This window comes from Rhodoferax sp. (genome assembly GCF_012927445.1).
Classification (GTDB): Bacteria; Pseudomonadota; Gammaproteobacteria; order Burkholderiales; family Burkholderiaceae_C; genus Rhodoferax.
This window is the reverse complement of the sequence record NZ_JABBPD010000001.1, coordinates 441,850-461,099: the sequence shown is the minus strand read 5'-3', so window position 1 is coordinate 461,099 and position 19,250 is coordinate 441,850. Positions and strand designations below refer to the sequence as shown.

Annotated in this window: 17 protein-coding genes and 1 pseudogene; 9 read left to right on the top strand and 9 right to left on the bottom strand. The window is 60.3% G+C overall.

The window, feature by feature from the left end; all coding sequences use genetic code 11:
* Positions 1-79 precede the first annotated feature (79 nt).
* A complete protein-coding gene (locus tag HHJ17_RS02115; protein WP_296500583.1) occupies positions 80-556 on the top strand; it encodes a CopD family protein in 477 nt (158 codons plus the stop codon).
* Positions 557-562: 6 nt separating this feature from the next.
* Entirely contained in the window at positions 563-1,801 is a 1,239-nt protein-coding gene (locus tag HHJ17_RS02110) for a multidrug effflux MFS transporter (RefSeq protein ID WP_296500581.1), read from the top strand.
* Here HHJ17_RS02110 and HHJ17_RS02105 read toward each other — a convergent pair.
* The 3 genes from HHJ17_RS02105 to HHJ17_RS02095 are packed head-to-tail and all read right to left on the bottom strand — an operon-like array spanning position 1,795 to position 4,270.
* Positions 1,795-2,514, bottom strand: a complete 720-nt coding sequence (locus tag HHJ17_RS02105; protein ID WP_296500579.1) for a hypothetical protein — start codon at positions 2,512-2,514, stop codon at positions 1,795-1,797. The two genes, HHJ17_RS02110 and HHJ17_RS02105, sit on opposite strands and share 7 nt — an antisense overlap.
* Positions 2,511-3,458 carry an MlaD family protein gene (locus HHJ17_RS02100; RefSeq protein WP_296500577.1) on the bottom strand — a complete coding sequence of 316 codons (948 nt, stop codon included), beginning with the start codon at positions 3,456-3,458 and terminating at the stop codon, positions 2,511-2,513. Before HHJ17_RS02100 ends, HHJ17_RS02105 begins: the two co-directional genes overlap by 4 nt.
* A gap of 14 nt (positions 3,459-3,472) precedes the next feature.
* Complete coding sequence (locus HHJ17_RS02095; protein ID WP_296500575.1) at positions 3,473-4,270, bottom strand: ABC transporter permease; 798 nt, start codon at positions 4,268-4,270, stop codon at positions 3,473-3,475.
* A gap of 297 nt (positions 4,271-4,567) precedes the next feature.
* Here HHJ17_RS02095 and HHJ17_RS02090 point away from each other — a divergent pair, with 297 nt between their 5' ends.
* Together HHJ17_RS02090 and HHJ17_RS02085 are read left to right on the top strand one after the other, a co-directional pair.
* Positions 4,568-5,752, top strand: a complete 1,185-nt coding sequence (locus HHJ17_RS02090) for a sialidase family protein (RefSeq protein ID WP_296500573.1) — start codon at positions 4,568-4,570, stop codon at positions 5,750-5,752.
* Positions 5,753-5,772: 20 nt separating this feature from the next.
* A complete protein-coding gene (locus HHJ17_RS02085; RefSeq protein ID WP_296500572.1) occupies positions 5,773-6,480 on the top strand; it encodes a hypothetical protein in 708 nt (235 codons plus the stop codon).
* Here HHJ17_RS02085 and HHJ17_RS02080 read toward each other — a convergent pair.
* The 4 genes from HHJ17_RS02080 to metK are packed head-to-tail and all read right to left on the bottom strand — an operon-like array spanning position 6,425 to position 11,187.
* Positions 6,425-8,227 carry a hypothetical protein gene (locus tag HHJ17_RS02080; RefSeq protein WP_296500571.1) on the bottom strand — a complete coding sequence of 601 codons (1,803 nt, stop codon included), beginning with the start codon at positions 8,225-8,227 and terminating at the stop codon, positions 6,425-6,427. The genes HHJ17_RS02085 and HHJ17_RS02080 overlap by 56 nt on opposite strands.
* 3 nt (positions 8,228-8,230) lie before the next feature.
* Positions 8,231-8,737, bottom strand: coding sequence for a GtrA family protein (locus tag HHJ17_RS02075; RefSeq protein ID WP_296500569.1), 507 nt, complete (start codon positions 8,735-8,737; stop codon positions 8,231-8,233).
* On the bottom strand, positions 8,734-9,969 hold the full coding sequence (locus tag HHJ17_RS02070) for a glycosyltransferase family 9 protein (RefSeq protein WP_296500567.1): 1,236 nt from the start codon (positions 9,967-9,969) through the stop codon (positions 8,734-8,736). The genes HHJ17_RS02075 and HHJ17_RS02070 overlap by 4 nt, the downstream gene beginning before the upstream one ends.
* 27 nt (positions 9,970-9,996) lie before the next feature.
* Positions 9,997-11,187 carry a methionine adenosyltransferase gene (gene metK, locus HHJ17_RS02065; protein ID WP_296500566.1) on the bottom strand — a complete coding sequence of 397 codons (1,191 nt, stop codon included), beginning with the start codon at positions 11,185-11,187 and terminating at the stop codon, positions 9,997-9,999.
* 189 nt (positions 11,188-11,376) lie between these two features.
* Between metK and HHJ17_RS02060 the strand changes: the two genes are divergently transcribed.
* Positions 11,377-12,207, top strand: coding sequence for a lysophospholipid acyltransferase family protein (locus tag HHJ17_RS02060; protein ID WP_296500564.1), 831 nt, complete (start codon positions 11,377-11,379; stop codon positions 12,205-12,207).
* Positions 12,207-13,073: a lipid A biosynthesis acyltransferase gene (locus HHJ17_RS02055; RefSeq protein WP_296500562.1), complete on the top strand. Its 867-nt coding sequence runs from the start codon at positions 12,207-12,209 to the stop codon at positions 13,071-13,073. Before HHJ17_RS02060 ends, HHJ17_RS02055 begins: the two co-directional genes overlap by 1 nt.
* Positions 13,074-13,126: 53 nt before the next feature.
* Here HHJ17_RS02055 and HHJ17_RS02050 read toward each other — a convergent pair.
* Both HHJ17_RS02050 and yihA read right to left on the bottom strand, forming a co-directional pair.
* Positions 13,127-14,043, bottom strand: a pseudogene (locus HHJ17_RS02050) (alpha/beta hydrolase).
* Between the two features lie 109 nt (positions 14,044-14,152).
* A complete protein-coding gene (gene yihA, locus HHJ17_RS02045) occupies positions 14,153-14,779 on the bottom strand; it encodes a ribosome biogenesis GTP-binding protein YihA/YsxC (RefSeq protein WP_296500641.1) in 627 nt (208 codons plus the stop codon).
* Positions 14,780-14,949: 170 nt separating this feature from the next.
* Here yihA and HHJ17_RS02040 point away from each other — a divergent pair, with 170 nt between their 5' ends.
* From HHJ17_RS02040 to ccsB, 3 genes are all read left to right on the top strand, one after another.
* On the top strand, positions 14,950-15,615 hold the full coding sequence (locus HHJ17_RS02040; protein WP_296500560.1) for a c-type cytochrome: 666 nt from the start codon (positions 14,950-14,952) through the stop codon (positions 15,613-15,615).
* Positions 15,616-15,745: 130 nt separating this feature from the next.
* Positions 15,746-17,875, top strand: coding sequence for a cytochrome c biogenesis protein ResB (locus HHJ17_RS02035; protein ID WP_296500559.1), 2,130 nt, complete (start codon positions 15,746-15,748; stop codon positions 17,873-17,875).
* A 1-nt stretch (position 17,876) separates the two neighbouring features.
* Complete coding sequence (ccsB, locus tag HHJ17_RS02030; protein ID WP_296500557.1) at positions 17,877-19,211, top strand: c-type cytochrome biogenesis protein CcsB; 1,335 nt, start codon at positions 17,877-17,879, stop codon at positions 19,209-19,211.
* The last annotated feature ends 39 nt before the right edge of the window (positions 19,212-19,250 follow it).

The following is a 19,250-nucleotide window of genomic DNA, read 5'->3' as shown; positions in this document are numbered from 1 at the left end:
CCGTAACGAATGCAGCGTTGGCTTGGGCATGGCATCATGAGCGTTGCTTTTTTAATACAACCCCCACTCATCCCCATTCATGTTTTACGCCATCTTAAAAACCATTCACCTGCTGTCGGTCATTGTCTGGATTGGGGGCATGGTGTTTGTGCCGTTCTTTTTGCGTCCGGCGGCCGCTGCGTTGGCCGCGCCTGATCGGGTGCGCTTGATGCACGATGTGCTGGGACGCTTCTTTAACGCGGTGCTGGTGGCCGCCGGACTGGTACTGGGCAGTGGCCTGTGGATGATGGGCCGCATGGGCCGGGCTGCGGCGCAATCAGGGATCAAGGTCAGCATGCCGCTGGAGTGGATCGTGATGGCCGCGCTGGGGCTGGTGATGGTGGCTATCTTTGGCCACATTCGCTTTGTGCTGTACAAGCGTCTCAGCCAAGCGGTGACAGCCTCGGCTTGGCCGGCGGGCGGCGCGGCACTGGCGAGTATTCGCACCTGGGTGATGGTGAATCTGGCGATTGGCGTGGTGATTGTGGCGATCACGCTGCTGGGCGCATCGGTTTGATGCGGGATGAACCCGGACGCTAAAGAACTCTGGCGCGCGCCGCGCTGGGCGCTGGCGGTTTTGCTGGCCGTGCTGGGCATGCTCGGCCCGTTTTCGATTGACACCTATATTCCCGCTTTTTCGGGCATTGCCCAATCGCTGGGGGCGACGCCGGTGGAGATGCAGCAGACGCTGTCGGCTTATCTGTTCGGCTTTGCCTTCATGAGCCTGTTTCACGGCGCGATTTCAGACAGTCTGGGGCGGCGGCCGGTGGTGTTGTGGGGCTTGGCGGCCTTCACGCTCGCGTCGGCAGGCTGTGCGCTGTCGCAAAGCATTGGCCAATTGGTGTTCTTCCGGGCGATGCAGGGTCTGTCCACCGGTGCTGGCATTGTGGTGGCCCGCGCCGTGGTGCGCGACATGTTTGACCCGACCCAGGCGCAAAAGGTGATGAGCCAGATCACCATTTATTTCGGGGTTGCCCCGGCCATTGCGCCGATCGTGGGCGGCTGGTTGTTTGTGCACCTCAACTGGCACAGTATTTTCTGGTTTCTGACGGCTGTGGGCGTCACGCTGTGGTTTGCCAATTTCAAGCTGCTGCCCGAGACCCTGCACCTCTCGCATCGGCAGCCGCTCAAGGTCAGCAACTTGCTGCAGGGTTATTGGCAGTTGGGGCGTGACCCGCGTTTTGTGCTGTTGGCGCTGGCCAGCGGCGTGCCGTTCAACGGCATGTTTTTGTACATCCTGTCGGCGCCGGCCTTTCTTGGGGAGCATCTGGCGCTGGCGCCGACGCAGTTTTTCTGGTTCTTCGTGTTGTCCATCAGCGGCATCATGGGCGGCGCCTGGGTCAGTGGCCGCATGGCCGGAAAAATGCCGCCCAAGCAGCAGATCAAGTATGGTTTTTTGATCATGCTGCTGATTGCCCTGCTCAATCTGGCGGCCAATCTGCTGTTCACAGCCCATGTGTCATGGGCAATGTTTCCGATTGCCATCTTTTCCTTCGGCTGGGCCATGATGGTGCCGGTGGTGACACTGCTGGTGCTGGACCTGCACCCGGAGCGACGGGGCATGGCGTCTTCATTGCAGGCGTTCATTGGTTCGTCCGCCAATGGTCTGGTGGCCGGTGTGATTGCACCGCTGGTCATGCATTCCACGGTGATGCTGGCCGCGGCTTCACTGGGCATGATGTGCATCGGCCTGAGTGCCTGGCTGGTTCTGCGTCACCGTTGGCCGGGCATCGGTCAAACAGTCGCACATTCAGCTCACTGAGTTTTAGGGCTGGCCTGCAAGACCAGGTCAATACGCCGCTGGAGGCGGGCGGCCGCATCACGGTCGCCGGTTTCGCTGGCGCGCTGGTGTTGTACTCCGAGCCAGGCCAGCAGCGGGCGGCGCCACCCTTGGCGGGAGGCCGTCTCAGTGGCGGTCGTGATATCAGCCGGGGTTAATCGGCTGCTTTGCAACAGAACCCCGGCCGCGATCAGGCGCGCCAGCGGGTCTTCCAGGCTGTCCAGCACGCTGCGCGTCGGGGTCGGACTGGTCGCCGCTGGGGCGACCGCCGCCTGCTGCACGAGGGCCCGATGCTGCGCCGGCAACAAGGCGGTGTTCAGTCCTGCCCAGTGCCCCGTCAGGTAAGCGGCATAGGCCTGCTCGCTGGCCGGTGCATCCTGCGCCAGGGGCTGATAGCCAGCACAGTTGTCAAATTCAAGGCTGGCCACGCGCACGGCGCAACGCGTCAGCTCGGCACGGGCGAGCAAATCAGCGCGGCCGGTGCTGCTGATTTCGGTTTTGGCGCGGGCAAACTCAAAGTCGGCCAGGCGGGTATTGCCGTTCAGGTACGCGGTTGAAAAACCCTTCAGCGCGGCAAATCCATTGGCTTGCCAGTCGGGCGTAACCGGGCCGCTGGCACACGCGGCCAACAGCAGGGCGGCACTGAAAACGGTGGCACGGGCCAGTCGGGTCGGCAAGATCAAGCGGGGTGTCATGGCAGTTTGAGCTCCGTGTCGCGGGCAAAGGGCCACTTGCGGTTCACTTCGTCCACCAGTTGGCTGACTTTGCGCAGGCTGATTTCCACCTCGGCGCGCAGCGCGCCCAGGTCCGTGCTGGCGACGCGGGCATTGGCGCCCACAGCCTGCGCTTCGGCCAGGACGGCGTCCACCTTTTTCAGGCTGGCACTGGCCTCCTTCAATACGGCATTGAGCTGGGTGACGGCGGCCTGCGTGCCGTCCATCACGCCATTGGGGCCATAGATGCGCTGATCCGTCTTGGCCAGCAGCGCATTGGTGCGGTCCAACGTGGCGATGATTTTTTTTGCGTTCTCTTCACTTCCCATGACGCCGGTCAGCATGCCATAGCGACCGCTCAGCCGCTCTGTTACGGTATTCAGGTGCCCCAGGCTGGTGTTGATGCTGGACTCCGGTCCCGTCATGTTCTCCAGGTTTTCCAGCAGCGCCCGGGTGGTGGCCACCAGGCGCGGAATTTCGGCGCTGGTATCACCGCGCAGTACGGTACGCTCCGAATTTTCGGGCAAGGGCGGGTCGGCCAGGATGCCGCTGAAGGCGCGGATGTGGGTTTCGCCCACCATGCCGCGTTCCATGGTGAAGATGCTGGAGGTGCGCAGCCAGTGGGCATCTTTGCGCGGCACGTCAATCACCATGCGGGCCTTGCCATCGGGCGCCAGTTCAATGCGCCGCACGCGCCCAATCGGAAAGCCCGCAAACGTCAGGTCCATGCCGACGATGACGCCTTCGGCGTCGTCGGAGATCAGCACCAGTTGCTGCGTGCTCTCGAACACGCCACGCGCATACATCACATAAAGCAGAAAACCAAGCACCAGTGTCGAGATCAGGATCAGCAACAAAATGGCCTTGCGTTCGACGCGGGCGATGGCCGACGGGGACGGCGATGGGGATTCGGGTTGGGGTTCCATGGGCGTCAGAGCGTTCAGATGTACTTGACCACCAGGGAGGCGGCTTCAATCAATAGTAGTACCAAAAACAGGCGCACCGCACCGGGTTGCACCGTGTCCTCGGTCGCGCTTTGGTAGGGGTCCAGCCGGGCGGCCATGGGTACCACGGCTACCGCCAGACTGAAGAGAATGGTTTTGAGGACAAAACCCAGAGTGACCGCTGCGTCGAACACCTGGCCAACCGTGCGCGTGTAGCCCGGCAGGCCCCAGAGGGTCAAGCCGTACACCGTGAGGTAGGCCAGCACCAGTGCGATCACACTGCTGAGCATGGCCAAGGTCAGTACCGCAAAAGTGCTGGCCATCACGCGCGGCACATACTCGTGGCGCAAGCTGGCCAGACTCAGTGGGGGCGACGGCTCGGCGAAGGACTTCAACGGGGTGACGCCCAGACTGGCGTTGAACGTCAGGCCGGCGCGCAAGGCGACAAACAGGGCCGCCGACAACGGTATCAGTTCCAGCACCAGCACACGCACCACCATCTGCAAGGCGTATTGCGACAGGCCATAACTCAGGGCCGTGACGACCACGATGCGAATCAACACCAGACTGAGCAGGGCGGCCAGCGCCGTGAACCATGGCAACACCTGCCAGGTGCTGGCGTAAATGTAGCGGGACGTGGTGGCGCGGTTGGCCCGGTTGTAGGTCGAGGGCGACAGCGCCATCACCAGCACCATGGCCCCAAAGTGAACCAGGTGCCACCAACTGGCCGCCCCGCGCAGCAGGGCACGGCCCCACGCGTCGGTGTCAAGGTAGGAGGATGAACTGGGTGGCATGGGCGGATGATAACGAGGTGGGTCCGTTTGAAATGGTAAGGTGCTTTAAATACAGCAGGGTAACTTGAGTTTGCTATATTAAATATAGCTGGTTGTGCAATATGGACGGCGGCTACAGCCATTATTTGTATAAATAAGTAACAAAAACATGCTGCAACCGTAGTTGCGCACGGGCTTGGTGAAGCCCGCTCTTCCATCAGAAAAAGAGAGATCAATTGACATTAAGATAGGGCCACCACCCTCTCACTCTCCGTCCTGTTGCTACCGGGCGCTACGACCACCCATTCGCAATGTGCAATGCCTGATTCCTTGATTGCCGCTGTTACCCGTTTCTTTGGCTCACGACTCCTCGGCGGTCTGCTGATCTGCGCCGCTTTGATTGGGCTGGATGTGGGGCGTCGCGCCGACGTGACGCCCTTGGCACAAGCCGTGTGGCCCACCGCAGAAATCACAGCGACAGGGCGTGCGCTGGTGCCGGTCGGTCGTGGCTACATTCCCATGCCCGCCAACACACCGGCGGCCCACGCCAGCAGCCTGCTGGCAATGCCGGCCGCGCACCCGTCCACCCTGATGGCGTTCTGGTTTGCCGGCACGCGCGAAAGCGCCCCCGATGTGCAGATTGCCGCCGCACAATTTGACCGTGCCACGCAGCAATGGAGCGCGGCGCGTTTTGTGGTCAACCGCTTGGCCATGGGCGAGTCACTGGGGTGGGGCGTACGGCGGCTGGGCAATCCGGTGGCCTGGCTCGATCGGCAGGGCAAGATTCATCTGTTTGTGGTGGCGACCGGCCTGGGCGGCTGGGCGGCGGCGCGCATTGTGCATTTGCGCCAGAGCAATGCGGGCCAGGACTTTGCGGCGCTGTCGTTTGACGTGGTGCGGGTGTTGCCCCTGTCATGGCTGTGGAACACCAGTTTTCTGGTGCGCGCGGCGCCGTTGCCGTTGGCCGATGGCGGCATGGTGCTGCCGGTGCATTTCGAACTGGGCATCAAATACCCGGTCGCCTTGCGCTTTGACGCTAATGGGGAGTTCAAAAGCATGGTCCGAATTTCCCGTCGCACCCATCTGCTGCAGCCGACGCTGTTGATAGTGAGCGATTCCCACTGGCTGGCGCTGATGCGCGATCAGAGCCCGGTGGGCAAGGTGGCGGTGGCCCAAACCAGTGACAGCGGACAGCACTGGGTCGATTTGCCCGATTTGGCACTGGTTAATACGGACTCGTCCGTGGCGGGGCTGGCCGTGGCGCCTGGGCATCTATTTTTAGCCCACAACTCGTCGCCACATGCCCGCACGACGCTGGATTTGAGTGCCTCCGTCGATGGCCGGACCTGGTCTTTGGCCCAAGGGCTGGCGCACGGCGCGGGCTCTGATGAGTTCTCTTACCCGGCACTGGCCTGGGCGGACGACAGCTTGTGGGTGAGTTACACCGACCAGCGCCAGCGCATTGGCTGGCAACGGTTTTCCTTGTCACCTGCCAAACACTGAGACCGCATCACGGTATGAACATGAGCGCATTTCTGAACACCTTGCTGTCAACGGAGAACCCGGTGTTGCCCAGTCCCACGGCGATGCGGGTGGCCCTGCATCTGGTGTGGGCCATCGTGTTGGGCAGTGGCACCCTGCTGATGGCGGGCAAGCTGGCACGTCCCTATCGGTTGGGGTTGAGTTTATTGGTGATGGCATGGACGCTGGTGCCGGGCAACGCATCGCCGGCTTATTGGCTGGGGCTGGCGTTTCAAACGCCCAGCTTGACGAGTGCCGTCATTTGTCTGACGTGGTTTTTAAGCTGTGCGCGGCGGGAAGCAGAGCCGGGAATCCCGATGGCCCCACCTCTCGCCCGTCGCCTGACCATGCTGGGCGCGACTGGCTTCGTGCTGGGTTGGGTGTTGTTGTTGGACACGCTGGCCTGGCTGCCGGTGTCGGTCTACGCGTGGGGCTTTGGTTCAGCCGCCTTGGGTGCGGTGGCTGTGTTCGCCACCTTGCTCTGGGTGGTGGCGGGCACGGCGGGGGTAAATCGAAAGGTGCCGGGTCTGGTCGGTCCGCTGTTGATGCTGTGTGTCTTGACCCTGTTTGTGCTGACCCGTTTGCCCACCGGCAACCTGTGGGATGCGCTGATCGACCCGTGGTTATGGATTGCGCTTCAGGTCGGTTGGCTGATCAGTGTGGCGCGGCGCTGGCTGGCGGGGAAGTGGCTACCAGCCACTCGCGTCTGAACAGCCAGCTTTGCGGGTACCAGAGGTTGGCCAGATTGATTTCGCCACTCTGGTGGCGTCCTTTCACTTCCCAGCGCGTTCCCAATACAGTGCAGCCCGGCACGCAGGGCGGTGCCAGTTCGGTGGGTTCCGCTTGCAGCCAGATAACGGCATCGTGGCTGGCCAGCAGACGGCTGAGTTCCCCGGCGGTCCCGATGGCGTGAGACGCCGCCCGACCTTCGCTGTCGTAGGGCACAAACTGGTTGCCCGGCAGTACAAACTGAAAGCGCTCAAATTCGCCGTTGAAGTTGTTCGGCACGGCGATCCGGGCCTGCTGAAGCTTGGCTATCACCTCAGCCGGATAATGCCCGGCGGCGCCATTCAACGGTGCCGTGGTCAAGCTGAAACAGGCGTAAACCGCCAACGTTGCGGCCACGGTACAAGCCCGCGTCCAGGCGGGTTTCACCAATCCACCGATGACGACAAGAAGACTGGCGGTGACCGCCAGCAGGGTGGCGCTCAGTTCGAGGGTCGTGCCGATGCCGACGTCATGCGCCGCCCAGGCGATGCGACCCAGACCGCCAATCAAGATCCCGCACAGCAGTAAAGACAATAAAAACCAGCCACGGCCAATGCGGCCCCAGTAGAGGGCGATCAACATCGCCATGGCCGGCATGGCGGGGACGACATAGCGTGCCGAACGCTGACTGGGCAGCGTAAACACGATCAGCCAGACGGCCAGCCAGGCCAGCAAGATCAATAAGTGTGGTGACAGCTTGGTGTGGTCGGCGTTTTCTCGTGCGCGCCAGGTCTGGAACCCCAGCCTGAGCCCCGTCCACATCAGCCCCAGGACGACGAACGCCAGCAGCCCTGCATTTTGCGCATAAGCCAGCAGTTGCGCCCACATGCTGACACCGCCACCCAGCAACGCGACATGCCAGTAGCCCAGACTGTTGGACAACTTGCCCGCGTTTTCAGCGATGATGAATTCTTGCCACACTGCGCCCGGGTCTGGGTCCAACACAAACCACAAGGCAAAAATACCCAACGCTATCGCCGCACTCAGGCTCACTTTGACGGTGGTCTTAAGCGCTACGCGCCAACTCAGCGTGGGAGAACTTGCCAGCTGGGCACACCACAGCGCGGCCGCCGCCGGTGCAATCAGGGCAAACGATTTATAGGCCAGCCCGAGCCCCATGGCCATGCCGAAGCCGATATGGGTCAGCCAGCTCAAGCTGGTCGCTTGCGTGGCGGGTGTTGGGCGCAAGCGTTGCCACAACAGCCAGAAAATGGGCGCATTCAGCCAGAAGGTTTCGGGAGCGCTGGTCAAAAAAGGTCGGCCAAAACGGAAGGTGCAGAAAAAGGCGAGGTAAACGCAGGCTGCCAGGCAAGCGGTCCGCAAATTGCGGGTGATGCTCTGCACGGTCCAGGCCACTGCGCCCGCCAACAGCAGCGTGTAAATCAGGCTGGGGGTGCGCAGCGCGGCCATGTGCCAGTTGCGTCCCCAGTCGCCCGCCACCATGGCCTGCCAAAACAGCAAGGGTGGTTTGGTATTGCGCGTGTGCTCCAGTTCGGACACCAGCGGCAGCCAGTGGTTGGAGGCCGCCGTCAGGCGCGCAATGTGCGTGTAAACCAACTCATCCCCGATGTTCGGGATGTACTGCCCACCCAAACCGAACGCATAGACGGCAACCGCGAGTGCCAGCAGGGCCAGCCAGGCCAGCGTTGAGGTGTCAGTGGTTTGGTTGTTGGGTTGTTGGAAATGCATGCGTTATTTTGCCGAGCGTTGGCGAAAGGTCCAGCGGTCGTTGGCCAAAAAGTTGCTCACGCTCGCCACCAGAATGGCAATGACATTGGCCAGCATGTAATGCAGGGAATGAGACAGCCACAGGGTCAGACCGTACTGCAAGGCGATGCCAAACCACGAGGCCACGGCATAACGTCCGAGCTGGCCCAAAAAGACGGAAACACCGGTCTGCGGAGCTTGACCGGGTTGAATCTGCACAGCCGCCTCACGCAAGCGGTCGGCCCAAGTCCAGAGCCGGTTCCAGGTAAAGTTGTTGATGGTGGCCACCGTAATGGCCAGGGCCAGAGACGCATAAAGCCGGCTGCGCGGTGCGGCAATGGCGGCAAACAAATATTCTTGCGCAAGATAAAGAATGGTCATGTTGACCACCGTGCCCGTGGCGCCAACCAGCCCAAATTTGATGTAGCGAAAGCCCTTGAGCCACTCCATCAATAAAAACAGACGCTGTTGCCAGCCGGTCCGCTGGCTCATGAAGCTGCGCCTGTTGGCATGGCCAAAGCGGCCAAGGCATCGGCCAGGACCGGGTCCGGGGCAATGCGTTTGAGGCACTGGTTGTCGCCATCGCAAAAGGTTTCGCGGTGGTTGTAGGCGCTCAGGCAGGGTGAGCAGGCCAGACCGGATTCCAGCACTTGAGCCCGTGGCCCGAGCGGCCCGTACAAGCGACCCGTTTCGGGACCAAAAAACACCATCGTGCGAATGGGCGTGAGGCTGGCAAAGTGGCCGGGACCGCCATCGTTGGTGATCAACAAATCAGCGCCATGGAACAGCATCAACAACTCGCGGATGCTGCGGGTGTAGCCGGTCAGGTCGATGCAGAAATCGCTTTGGATTTGCGTGCGCAGGTCGCGTGCCAATGGCGCGTCATCGCGCAGGCCAATCAGGCCCACGGCGTGCCCGGCCTGGCACAGGCCACGTGCCACCTGGGCATAGTGCGCAGCCGGCCAGGCGCGCTCGGGCAGCAGGCCGCCACCGGCGTACAGCAAGACTACTTTTCGACCCCGGAGAGCCGGGTGGTCGGCCAGCATCTTGCTGCGGTAGGCCTGCAGTTCAGTCGCTTCAAAGGGCACGGTCAAGCCCGTGTCTTTCGGTAACTCGCGAATGGGCGCGGCCTTGTTGCGTGGCATGCAGGACGCTTCCAACGCATCGACCAGCGACAAGAACTGTTTGCTGATGTGCTGATAGGGGTTGTACGGAATGGCTTTATTGATAAAGCTTCCTCGGTACAGCCCTTCTTGCGTGTGCGGTGTGAAACCCACACGCAGCGGCGCACCGCTCATGTAGGACATCAGGCTGCTGATGCGGGAAAACAGTTCGCAGTCAATCACGGCGTCCAGCGGCAGGCGGCGCAACGCCATGCTGACGCGCCAGATGTCACCCAGTAACCCCAACCCTGCGCTGTCGTCCAGCGCGTGCAGGTGTTCGGGTTGGGCCAAACCCAGAAGGGTAGCGACTTCCTGGTTTTTCTTGAGTTGCAGTACATGCAGCGTGGCGCTGGGGTAGCGTTGGCGCAGGGTGGCAAACATGGGGCCGGCCAGCACCACGCTGCCCATCTCGGACAGCAGAATAACCAGAATGTGACGCGGCTCGCGCGATAGATGCGCGGCAGGCCGTCCAAGCGAAATGAGCCGGACCCACATAGACACCACGCCACACAGCAACTGGCCCAGCCAGCGGTCAATCCAGCGTTGTGTCTGTATTTTCATGGGTTCCGATTCGCTCTCGTTGGTCGTTTACGCGGCCGGCAAGCCAGCCGCTGCGCGCAGCGTTTGTGCCTTGTCGGTACGTTCCCAGGTGAACTCGGGTTCTTCACGACCGAAGTGACCGTAAGCGGCGGTCTTCTCGTAGATTGGGCGCAACAGATCGAGCATCAGGATGATGCCCTTGGGGCGCAGGTCAAAGTACTCGTTCACCAGCGCGGCCAGTTGCTCGTCCGGAATCACGCCGGTGCCTTCGGTGTAGACCGTCACGTTCATGGGCTTGGCCACGCCGATGGCATAGGCCACCTGAATCTGGCACTGACGGGCCAACCCGGCCGCCACAATGTTTTTGGCCACGTAGCGGGCCGCATAGGCGGCCGAACGATCGACCTTTGTTGGGTCTTTGCCGCTGAAGGCGCCGCCGCCGTGCGGGCAGGCGCCGCCGTAGGTGTCGACAATGATCTTGCGTCCGGTCAGGCCACAGTCGCCTTGCGGGCCACCGATGACGAAACGCCCGGTCGGGTTGATCAGGTATTTGGTGTCTTCGGTCAGCCATTCTTTGGGCAGCACGGGTTTGATGATGTCTTCAATCACCGCTTCGATGAAAGATGGCTTCATCTTCGCGCCATCGCTCATCTCCGGACTGTGCTGGCTCGACAGCACCACGGTGTCGATGCTGTGCGGTTTGCCGTCCACGTAGCGCATGGTGACCTGGCTCTTGGCATCCGGGCGCAGAAAAGGCAGGCGGCCATCTTTGCGCAACTGCGCCTGACGCTCGACCAGGCGGTGAGCATAGTAAATCGGCGCGGGCATCAACTCGGGCGTCTCGTTGCAGGCATAACCAAACATCAGGCCCTGGTCACCGGCGCCGGTGTTCAGGTGGTCATCGCTGGCATGATCGACGCCCTGGGCAATGTCGTTGCTTTGCTTGTCATAGGCCACCAGCACGGCGCAACCCTTGTAGTCAATGCCGTATTCGGTGTTGTCGTAGCCGATGCGCTTGATGGTGTCGCGTGCCACCTGGATGTAGTCCACATGCGCGTTGGTGGTGATTTCACCGGCCAGCACCACGAGACCGGTGTTGCACAAGGTCTCGGCAGCGACGCGGGACTTGGGGTCCTGCTTGAAGATCGCATCCAGAATCGCATCCGAAATCTGGTCGGCCACCTTGTCGGGGTGACCTTCAGAAACGGACTCAGAGGTAAAGAGGAAATCGTTCGCCATAATTTTTAAGCTCCAATGCCAAGTTCAAACAGGTTCGAGACCGCGTTGCTTGGGCTTGGAGGCTTCGGCGAACGCTTTAGCAGATTTGTCAAATTTGACAAGGCACAATGGCGGCTCTTGCGAACCGCCTTTGTGTGTCGCCCTGCAAGTAGTTCCATAACTCAGCGACCCGCGCATTTTATCCCAGTGATGATTACCCTTTTTAAAATCTTGTCCGTCCTACCCTTGAGCTTGGTGCATGGGTTAGGCTGGAGCTTGGGTTGGCTGGTGTTTCTCGCTTCAGGGGTCTATCGCCAGCGTTTTCTGGCGAACGCACGCCAGGCCGGGATGGGCTGGCGGCAATGGTTGGGCGCAGTCGGTGAGAGTGGCAAGCTGGTGGCCGAGTTGCCGCGTTTGTGGCTGGGGCGACCGGTGCCGGTGCTGTGGGAAGGCGCCCAGCATGTGGAGGACGCACTGGCAGTCGGGCGTGGTGTGGTGTTTCTGACGCCGCATCTGGGCTGCTTTGAGATCACGGCCCAGGCCTATGCGCAACGCTATGGTCAGGAGAAACAGCCCATGACCGTGCTGTTTCGTCCGCCGCGCCAGTCATGGCTGCGCGAACTGGTGACGAGCGCCCGCGCCCGCCCGGGTCTGCATACCGCCCCCACCACGCTGGCGGGGGTCAAACAAATGATCAAGGCCTTGAAACAGGGCCAGTGCCTGGGTCTGCTGCCGGACCAGGTGCCTCCGCTGGGCATGGGTTTGTGGGTGCCATTTTTTGGCCGTGAGGCCTACACCATGACCCTGTCCGTGCGGCTGGCACAACAAACCGGGGCCACGGTGCTGATGGCCTGGGGCGAGCGTTTGTCCTGGGGTCGGGGTTATCGTGTGCATGTGCAGCCCCTGAACACGGTCTTGCCAGCCGACAGTGCGCAGGCAGCCCGGGTCATCAACCAGGCGATGGAAACGTTGATTCGCAGTTGTCCGCAGCAATATTTGTGGGGCTACGCGCGCTACAAGCAGCCGCGGCAGGAGGTTTGATGTTCAGTCATTTCGGCATCACGGTCATGCATCTGTTGGGGCGGCTGCCCCTGGCCTGGGTGCGTGCGCTCGGCTGGCTGCTGGGTTGCGTGCTTTATGCGCTGGCGGTGCCGCGGCGGCGGGTCGCCCAGACCAACTTGCGTTTGTGTTTTCCGGACAAGTCCGAGCACGAAATCAAACACCTGACTTTTCAGACGTTTGTTCATTTTGCCCAGGCCTGGCTGGACCGGGGCTGGCTCTGGCATGGCTCGCCCGAAGTCACCCGGCAGCGCCTGACCCTGTCGGGGGCTGTGCGTGAATTGCAGGGCGCTGAACCGGTCGTGATTTTTGCGCCGCATTTTGTCGGACTGGATGCCGGTTGGACCGCCTTGACACAGCAGCTGCCACGCCAATTCACCACCATCTACACCGATCAGGCCAATAAAGTTCTTGACGCCTGGATCTTGACGGGGCGCCAGCGTTTTGGGCAGGCTCGGCTGTTCGGTCGCGTGGAGGGCGTCAAAACCATCGTGGCAACACTGCGTGCCGGCGCGCCACTGTATTTGTTGCCCGACATGAACTTCGGTCTCGAAGATTCGGTTTTTGTGCCGTTTTACGGCGTGCCAGCCGCCACGGTGCCGAGTCTGTCGCGCTTTGCCAAACTGGGTCGCGCCAAGGTGGTACCGGTGGTCACGCGCATGACGCGCCAGGGTTACGAGGTTCAGGTCATGCCGTCATGGCCGGACTTTCCGTCCGACGATGTGGCCGCCGATACGGCGCTCATGAACCTGCGGCTGCAGTCGTTTATCGACACCATGCCGGACCAGTATTTCTGGGTGCACAAGCGCTTCAAGGATCGGCCGCCCGGTGCCCCGGCGGTCTATTGAATCGTTGAGTGAAATTGACCTGTAGCCGCCGTCCACTCTGCGCAGGAAGCTATTTATTTAATAGCAAAAAACTGCTGCAGCAATTGCGCTGCCAGTTGCGGTTTTTCATGCACGATCCAGTGCGTGGCGTCAGGGACGGTTTGAAGCGTCAGGTGCTCCACGTAGGCGCCCAGTCCTTCAATCAACACCGGCGGTAACGCAAATCGTCCAAGGCCCAGATTACCAGCGTGGGCAGGCTCACGGTCAGCATGGCGTGCGGCAGATCGATGGCGGCCGCGGCAGGGTCCGCTGCGCGCGGTGGCCGCAGCGGTGAGGCCCGGTACAGGTTGCAGCCGCCGGTCAGTCCGGCCTCCCAGACCTCGCGGTACTGCGCCTTCACCGCGTCAGTGAGCCAGTCCGGGGCGTGCGCGCCGTTTTTTGTACGCGTCAGAAACTCCCAGAGGCGGCGGAAATCGTGCTGCGCCAGCAGTTGTTCGGCATCTGGCCGAATCAGAAAATTCATGTAAGCACTGGCGGCCTGCTGGGCAGGGCTGTGTTTGAGTTCGCGCAAAAACGTACCGGGATGAGGCGAGTTGATGATGACCAGCTGCCGGGTCAGATGGGGCAATTGGTTGGCAAGGCTCCACGCGATTGCACCACCCCAGTCGTGCGCCACCAGGGCGGCGAGCTGGCCCCCTTGGCCCGGCGCCTCAATCGCAATCAGGGTCGCAATGTCTTTCACCAGGTGTTTAGGGCGGTAGGCACTGACGTCGGTCGGCGCGCTGGAGTGTTCAAAGCCGCGCAGATTGGGTGCCACGCAGCGGTAACCACCGTTCTCGGCGCGAGCAAAATGTTCCAGCAAGAAGTCCCACACAAACGCCGCTTCCGGGAACCCATGCAAGAACATGAGAACCGGGCGACCGCGTGCGCCGGTTGCCCGACAACTCAGGGTAATGCCATGCGCCAAGGGCTGGAAATAGGTCTCGATCATGGTCGCGTCAGCCTCTTGCAGTCAGAACAGGCCTGAGCTTACGAAGACAGACGGTTTGCCGCAGTCGCGTTTGGGACTGCGGCCGAGGACGCGGTGGCGCGCGCCCTGCTTAAACGCTTTTGGGGGTGGTGGGCTCGGGGTGTGCCCACTGCCACAGCAAGGTGGCTACTTCATCAATTCCCTGGCGTTTAGGCGCTGAAAATAGCCGGACTTCGCCGCCGCCAGCTTGCAGCTTCATGATCGACAGCGCCTTGTTTTGCTCGACGCGCGTCAGCTTGTCGGCCTTGGTCAGGACCACCAGAAATTTGAGACCTTCTTCCACCCGCGGCCGCACGATGTCGAGCAGGATTTCATCCAGTTCGGTCAGCCCGTGGCGTGGATCGCACATGAGCACAATGGCTTTCAGATTCTCACGCGTCACCAGGTAATTGGCCATCACTTGTTGCCAGCGAATCTTGTCTGACTTGGGCACGGCGGCATAACCATAGCCCGGCAAGTCGGTCAGAATTGCATCGGTCACGCCCTGTTTGCCCAACGCGAACAAATTGATGTGCTGGGTGCGTCCCGGTCTTTTGGAGGCAAAGGCCAATTGCTTTTGTTGTGTCAGCGTGTTGATGCAGGTGGATTTGCCGGCGTTGGAGCGTCCCACAAAGGCAATCTCGGGCACATCCAGTGCCGGCAAGAAGTGCAGCTGGGGGGCCGTCGTGAGGAATTTGGCTGTGTGCAGCCAGCCCAGTGCAACGACTGCAGCAGCCTTGGCGGCGCTGTCTTTTGCAGTTGACTGGGGGGCCGAGGCCGGTGGGTTTGAGTTGGTAGTCATTAATTAAAGGGAAGAAACCCGAAGCCGCATTGTAGAATCTCCTTGTTTTGCTCACTTGCCTTGACCTTTTTGACACGACATTCCCTATGAAGTTGCTCACCTCTTTTTTGCTTGCTGCCTCGTTGGCAGCACCGGCTTTTTCCACTTTCGCACAAGAGGCCAAGCCTGTTGCACCGCTGGCAGAGGCCGCGCCGGCCCCTGTAAAACTGGTCAAGCCTGATCTGGTCAAAGGCGAGGCCAGCTATACCGCTGTGTGTGCGGCCTGCCACGCAGCAGACGGCAATTCGGCCATTCCCGTCAACCCCAAACTGTCGCAGCAACACCCGGAATACCTGGTGAAGCAATTGCAGGAATTCAAATCTGGCAAGCGCGCCAACGCCATCATGTCGGGCATGGCGACAGCCCTGAGCGATCAGGACATGCTGAACGTCGCTTACTGGTTGAACACCAAGACCGCCAAGCCTGGCTTTGCCAAAGACAAAGAATTGGTGAGTTTGGGTGAGCGGATTTACCGCGGTGGCATCGCTGATCGTCAGATTCCGGCGTGTGCCGGTTGCCACAGCCCCAATGGCGCTGGAATTCCCTCGCAGTTCCCCCGTCTGGGCGGTCAGCATGCTGATTACGCCGTGGCCCAGTTGATCGCGTTCCGTGATGGCACCCGGAAAAACAGCCTGCAGATGACGGGTGTGACTGCCAAAATGAACGATCGCGAAATCAAGGCGGTTGCCGATTACGTCGCCGGTCTGCGTTAAGCGCAGGCTTGGGTCGCTGGTCAGCGCGTTTGGAAATTTATTGAACTAAACGTGTGCAAGCAACCCCAATGTGGGCAGGTCCATTTTCAAAATGGTCTGCCCTTTTTTTTGAGTTAATCACAATCCATTCATGACAGTCTCCACCCAGGGTCTAGAGCTTAAATCCGGCTCGCGCCCATTACGCGCTGCCGTCGAGTTGCTGTCGTCAATGCGGTTTTCAATCTCTTTGCTGACCGTCATTTGTATTGCCTCGGTGATTGGGACAGTACTCAAGCAGCACGAATCCCTCAACAATTACGTCAATCAATTTGGACCTTTTTGGGCCGAGGTGTTTGGTGCTGTCAGCTTGTATTCGGTGTACAGCGCTTGGTGGTTTTTGCTGATACTGGCCTTTTTGGTGACCAGCACGTCACTCTGCATTGCGCGCAACACTCCCAAAATCTTCACGGATCTTAGAACTTACAAAGAAAACATTCGTGAGCAAAGCCTGCAGGCGTTTGGCCATCGGGCCCAGGCCGATCTGGATGAGACGCCTGAGGTGGCCGCCCGGCGCATCGGCCAGATGCTGGTGGGCGGGGGCTGGAAGGTCAAGTTGCAACAGCGCGAGGGCCCCGGTGCCCGTGGCTGGATGGTCGCGGCCAAGGCGGGTGCTGTCAATAAAATTGGGTACATCGCGGCGCACAGTGCCATCGTTTTGGTGTGCGTGGGCGGCTTGCTGGATGGTGATTTGATTGTCCGTGCGCAGATGTGGTTCAACGGAAAAGTGGCCTACAACGGTGGCGGCATGATTGCCGATGTGAAGCCGGAACACCGTCTGAGTGAGCGCAATCCGACCTTTCGCGGCAATTTGCTGGTGACGGAGGGCACGCGCTCCAGTACCGCTATCTTGAATCAAGCGGACGGCATTCTGCTGCAGGAATTACCGTTTGCAGTGGAACTGAAAAAGTTTGTGGTGGAGTACTACTCCACCGGCATGCCCAAGCTGTTTGCCAGCGACATCATCATTCACGATATTCATACTGGCGAACAAATCCCGGCGCGGGTAGAGGTGAATCACCCGGTGGCTTACAAGGGGGTGGAGATTTTCCAGTCCAGTTTTGATGATGGCGGCTCCAGTGTCAAGCTCAAAGCCCTGCCCATGAACGCGGCCGCTAAACCGTTTGAGATCGACGGTGTCATTGGCGGTTCATCGCAACTCAGCAATGGCAATGAAAAGCTCACGATCGAATACACCGGTTTGCGGGTCATCAATGTCGAAAACTTTGCCGGCAACAGCGCAGGGGGCATTGATGTCCGTAAAGTGGACTTGCGGGAATCCATCGATTCCCGCCTCGGGGCGGCCAACAAGTCGGTCACCAAAAAAGAACTGCGCAACGTAGGCCCCAGCATCAGCTACAAGCTGCGTGACGCCGCAGGGCAGGCGCGCGAATTTAACAACTACATGTTGCCGGTCGACATGGGCGATGGCGCACCCGTGTTCTTGATGGGACTGCGCGAATCGCCCGTTGACCCTTTCCGCTATTTGCGAATTCCAGCTGATGAAAATGGCACTTCCGATGAATTTTTCCGGCTGCGGGCGGCGTTGGCGGACCCGGTCGTGCGCGATCTGGCGGTTCGGCGCTATGTCTCACGCGCCGTGGACGCCAGCCGCCCGGATCTGATCAAACCGCTGACGGCATCAACCTCGCGCGCATTGGCCTTGTTTGCTGGCGCCGAAAAAAGCAAAGATGGCAAGCCGACAAGCGGTCTGCAGGCGATCTCTGACTTCATGGAAATTAATGTGCCGGAGAGTGAGCGAGGCCGGGCCGGCGACGTGCTGATCCGCATTCTGAATGGGGCCCTGTTTGAACTGGCCCAAATGTCGCGTGAGCGTGCGGGCCTGAAACCGTTTGAACCGAATGAGAAAACACAAGCGTTCATGACCCAGGCGGTGCTGGCACTGAGCGACGCGCAAACGTATCCCGCGCCCATGGTGTTGCAACTGTCCGACTTTACCCAGGTGCAGGCCAGTGTCTTCCAGGTGGCCCGTGCACCCGGAAAGAAAATTGTGTATCTTGGCTGCGCTTTTCTGATTTTGGGTGTTTTTGCGATGCTCTACATTCGTGAGCGGCGACTGTGGGTATGGCTGGCGCCGCGCGATGCAGCAGGCGGTGAACGGGCGACGGCCACCATGGCCTTGTCCAGCAATCGCAAAACGATGGATGGTGATCGTGAATTTGAGAAGCTTAAATCCCGGTTGATTGGAATCAAGGAAGAATGACATGACTACTGCTTCGGCAACTATTGGCACCACATTGACCCTGAACGAAGGTTATTTCGCCAAGCGCAACTGGTTTGACTGGCTGTTTGCGGCGATTGTGATTGCCGGCGGCTTGTATGTTTTCTCGCGCTACAACGGCGCGATGGATGTCTACGAAAAAGGGATTTTGCTGGGAGCCATGCCGAGCGCCATCATGCTGGGCTGGTTTTGGCGGCCCTTGCGCACGCTGATGCTGGCGGTGGCCGGTTTGTCGCTGTTGGGCATCGTGTCGTACCAAGGCAGTCTGGCCAGTGCCGACAGCGTGTTCTGGCTTAAATACTTTCTGTCCAGCCAGTCGGCCATCCTGTGGATGAGCATGCTGTTCTTCATGAGTACCGTCTTCTACTGGGTCGGCATGTTCGCACCGCGACAGGGCGAGGCGATTTCGCTGGTGGCCTCGCGGCTGCTCTGGGTTGCCGTGGCCATGGCGCTGATTGGCACCATGGTGCGCTGGTATGAAGGCTATTTGCTGGGTTCGGATATCGGACATATTCCGGTCAGCAACCTGTATGAAGTGTTCGTGCTGTTTTGCTGGCTGACCGCGGCTTTCTATCTTTATTTTGAGGAACAGTACAAGACACGCGCACTGGGTGCCTTCGTCATGCTGGTGATCAGTGCCGCCGTCGGCTTTCTGCTCTGGTACACGCTGGTGCGCGGCGCGCACGAAATTCAGCCGCTGGTGCCGGCGCTTAAGAGCTGGTGGATGAAGCTGCATGTGCCGGCCAACTTCATTGGTTATGGCACGTTTGCGCTGGCCGCCATGGTGGCGTTTGCCTACCTGATCAAGCAAAACGCGACGGAAACACGCTGGTACAAACTGGCCCCGCTGTGGTTGTTGGGCATTGTGTTGTGTTTTGAGCCGATTGTGTTTCGCAAGTCGTCCGCCGGTGGCATGAGTGACTACTGGGCGGTTTACTTCGGCATTTCGGCGCTCATCGTCGGCAGTATCTTGTTTGGGCGACGTCAGATCGCGGCCAAGCTGCCATCCTTCGAAATTCTGGACGATGTGATGTACAAGTCCATCGCCGTTGGCTTTGCATTCTTTACCATCGCCACCGTGTTGGGGGCGCTGTGGGCGGCCGAGGCCTGGGGCGGCTACTGGAGTTGGGACCCCAAAGAAACCTGGGCCCTGATTGTCTGGCTCAATTATGCGGCCTGGCTGCACATGCGCCTGATGAAGGGCTTGCGCGGCACGGTGTCCGCGTGGTGGGCCTTGTCCGGCTTGGCAGTGACCAGCTTTGCCTTCATTGGCGTCAATATGTTCCTGAGCGGCTTGCACAGCTACGGCACCCTGTAACGGATTGATTTAGCTGAAATAGGGAGCGGGATCAGTCTA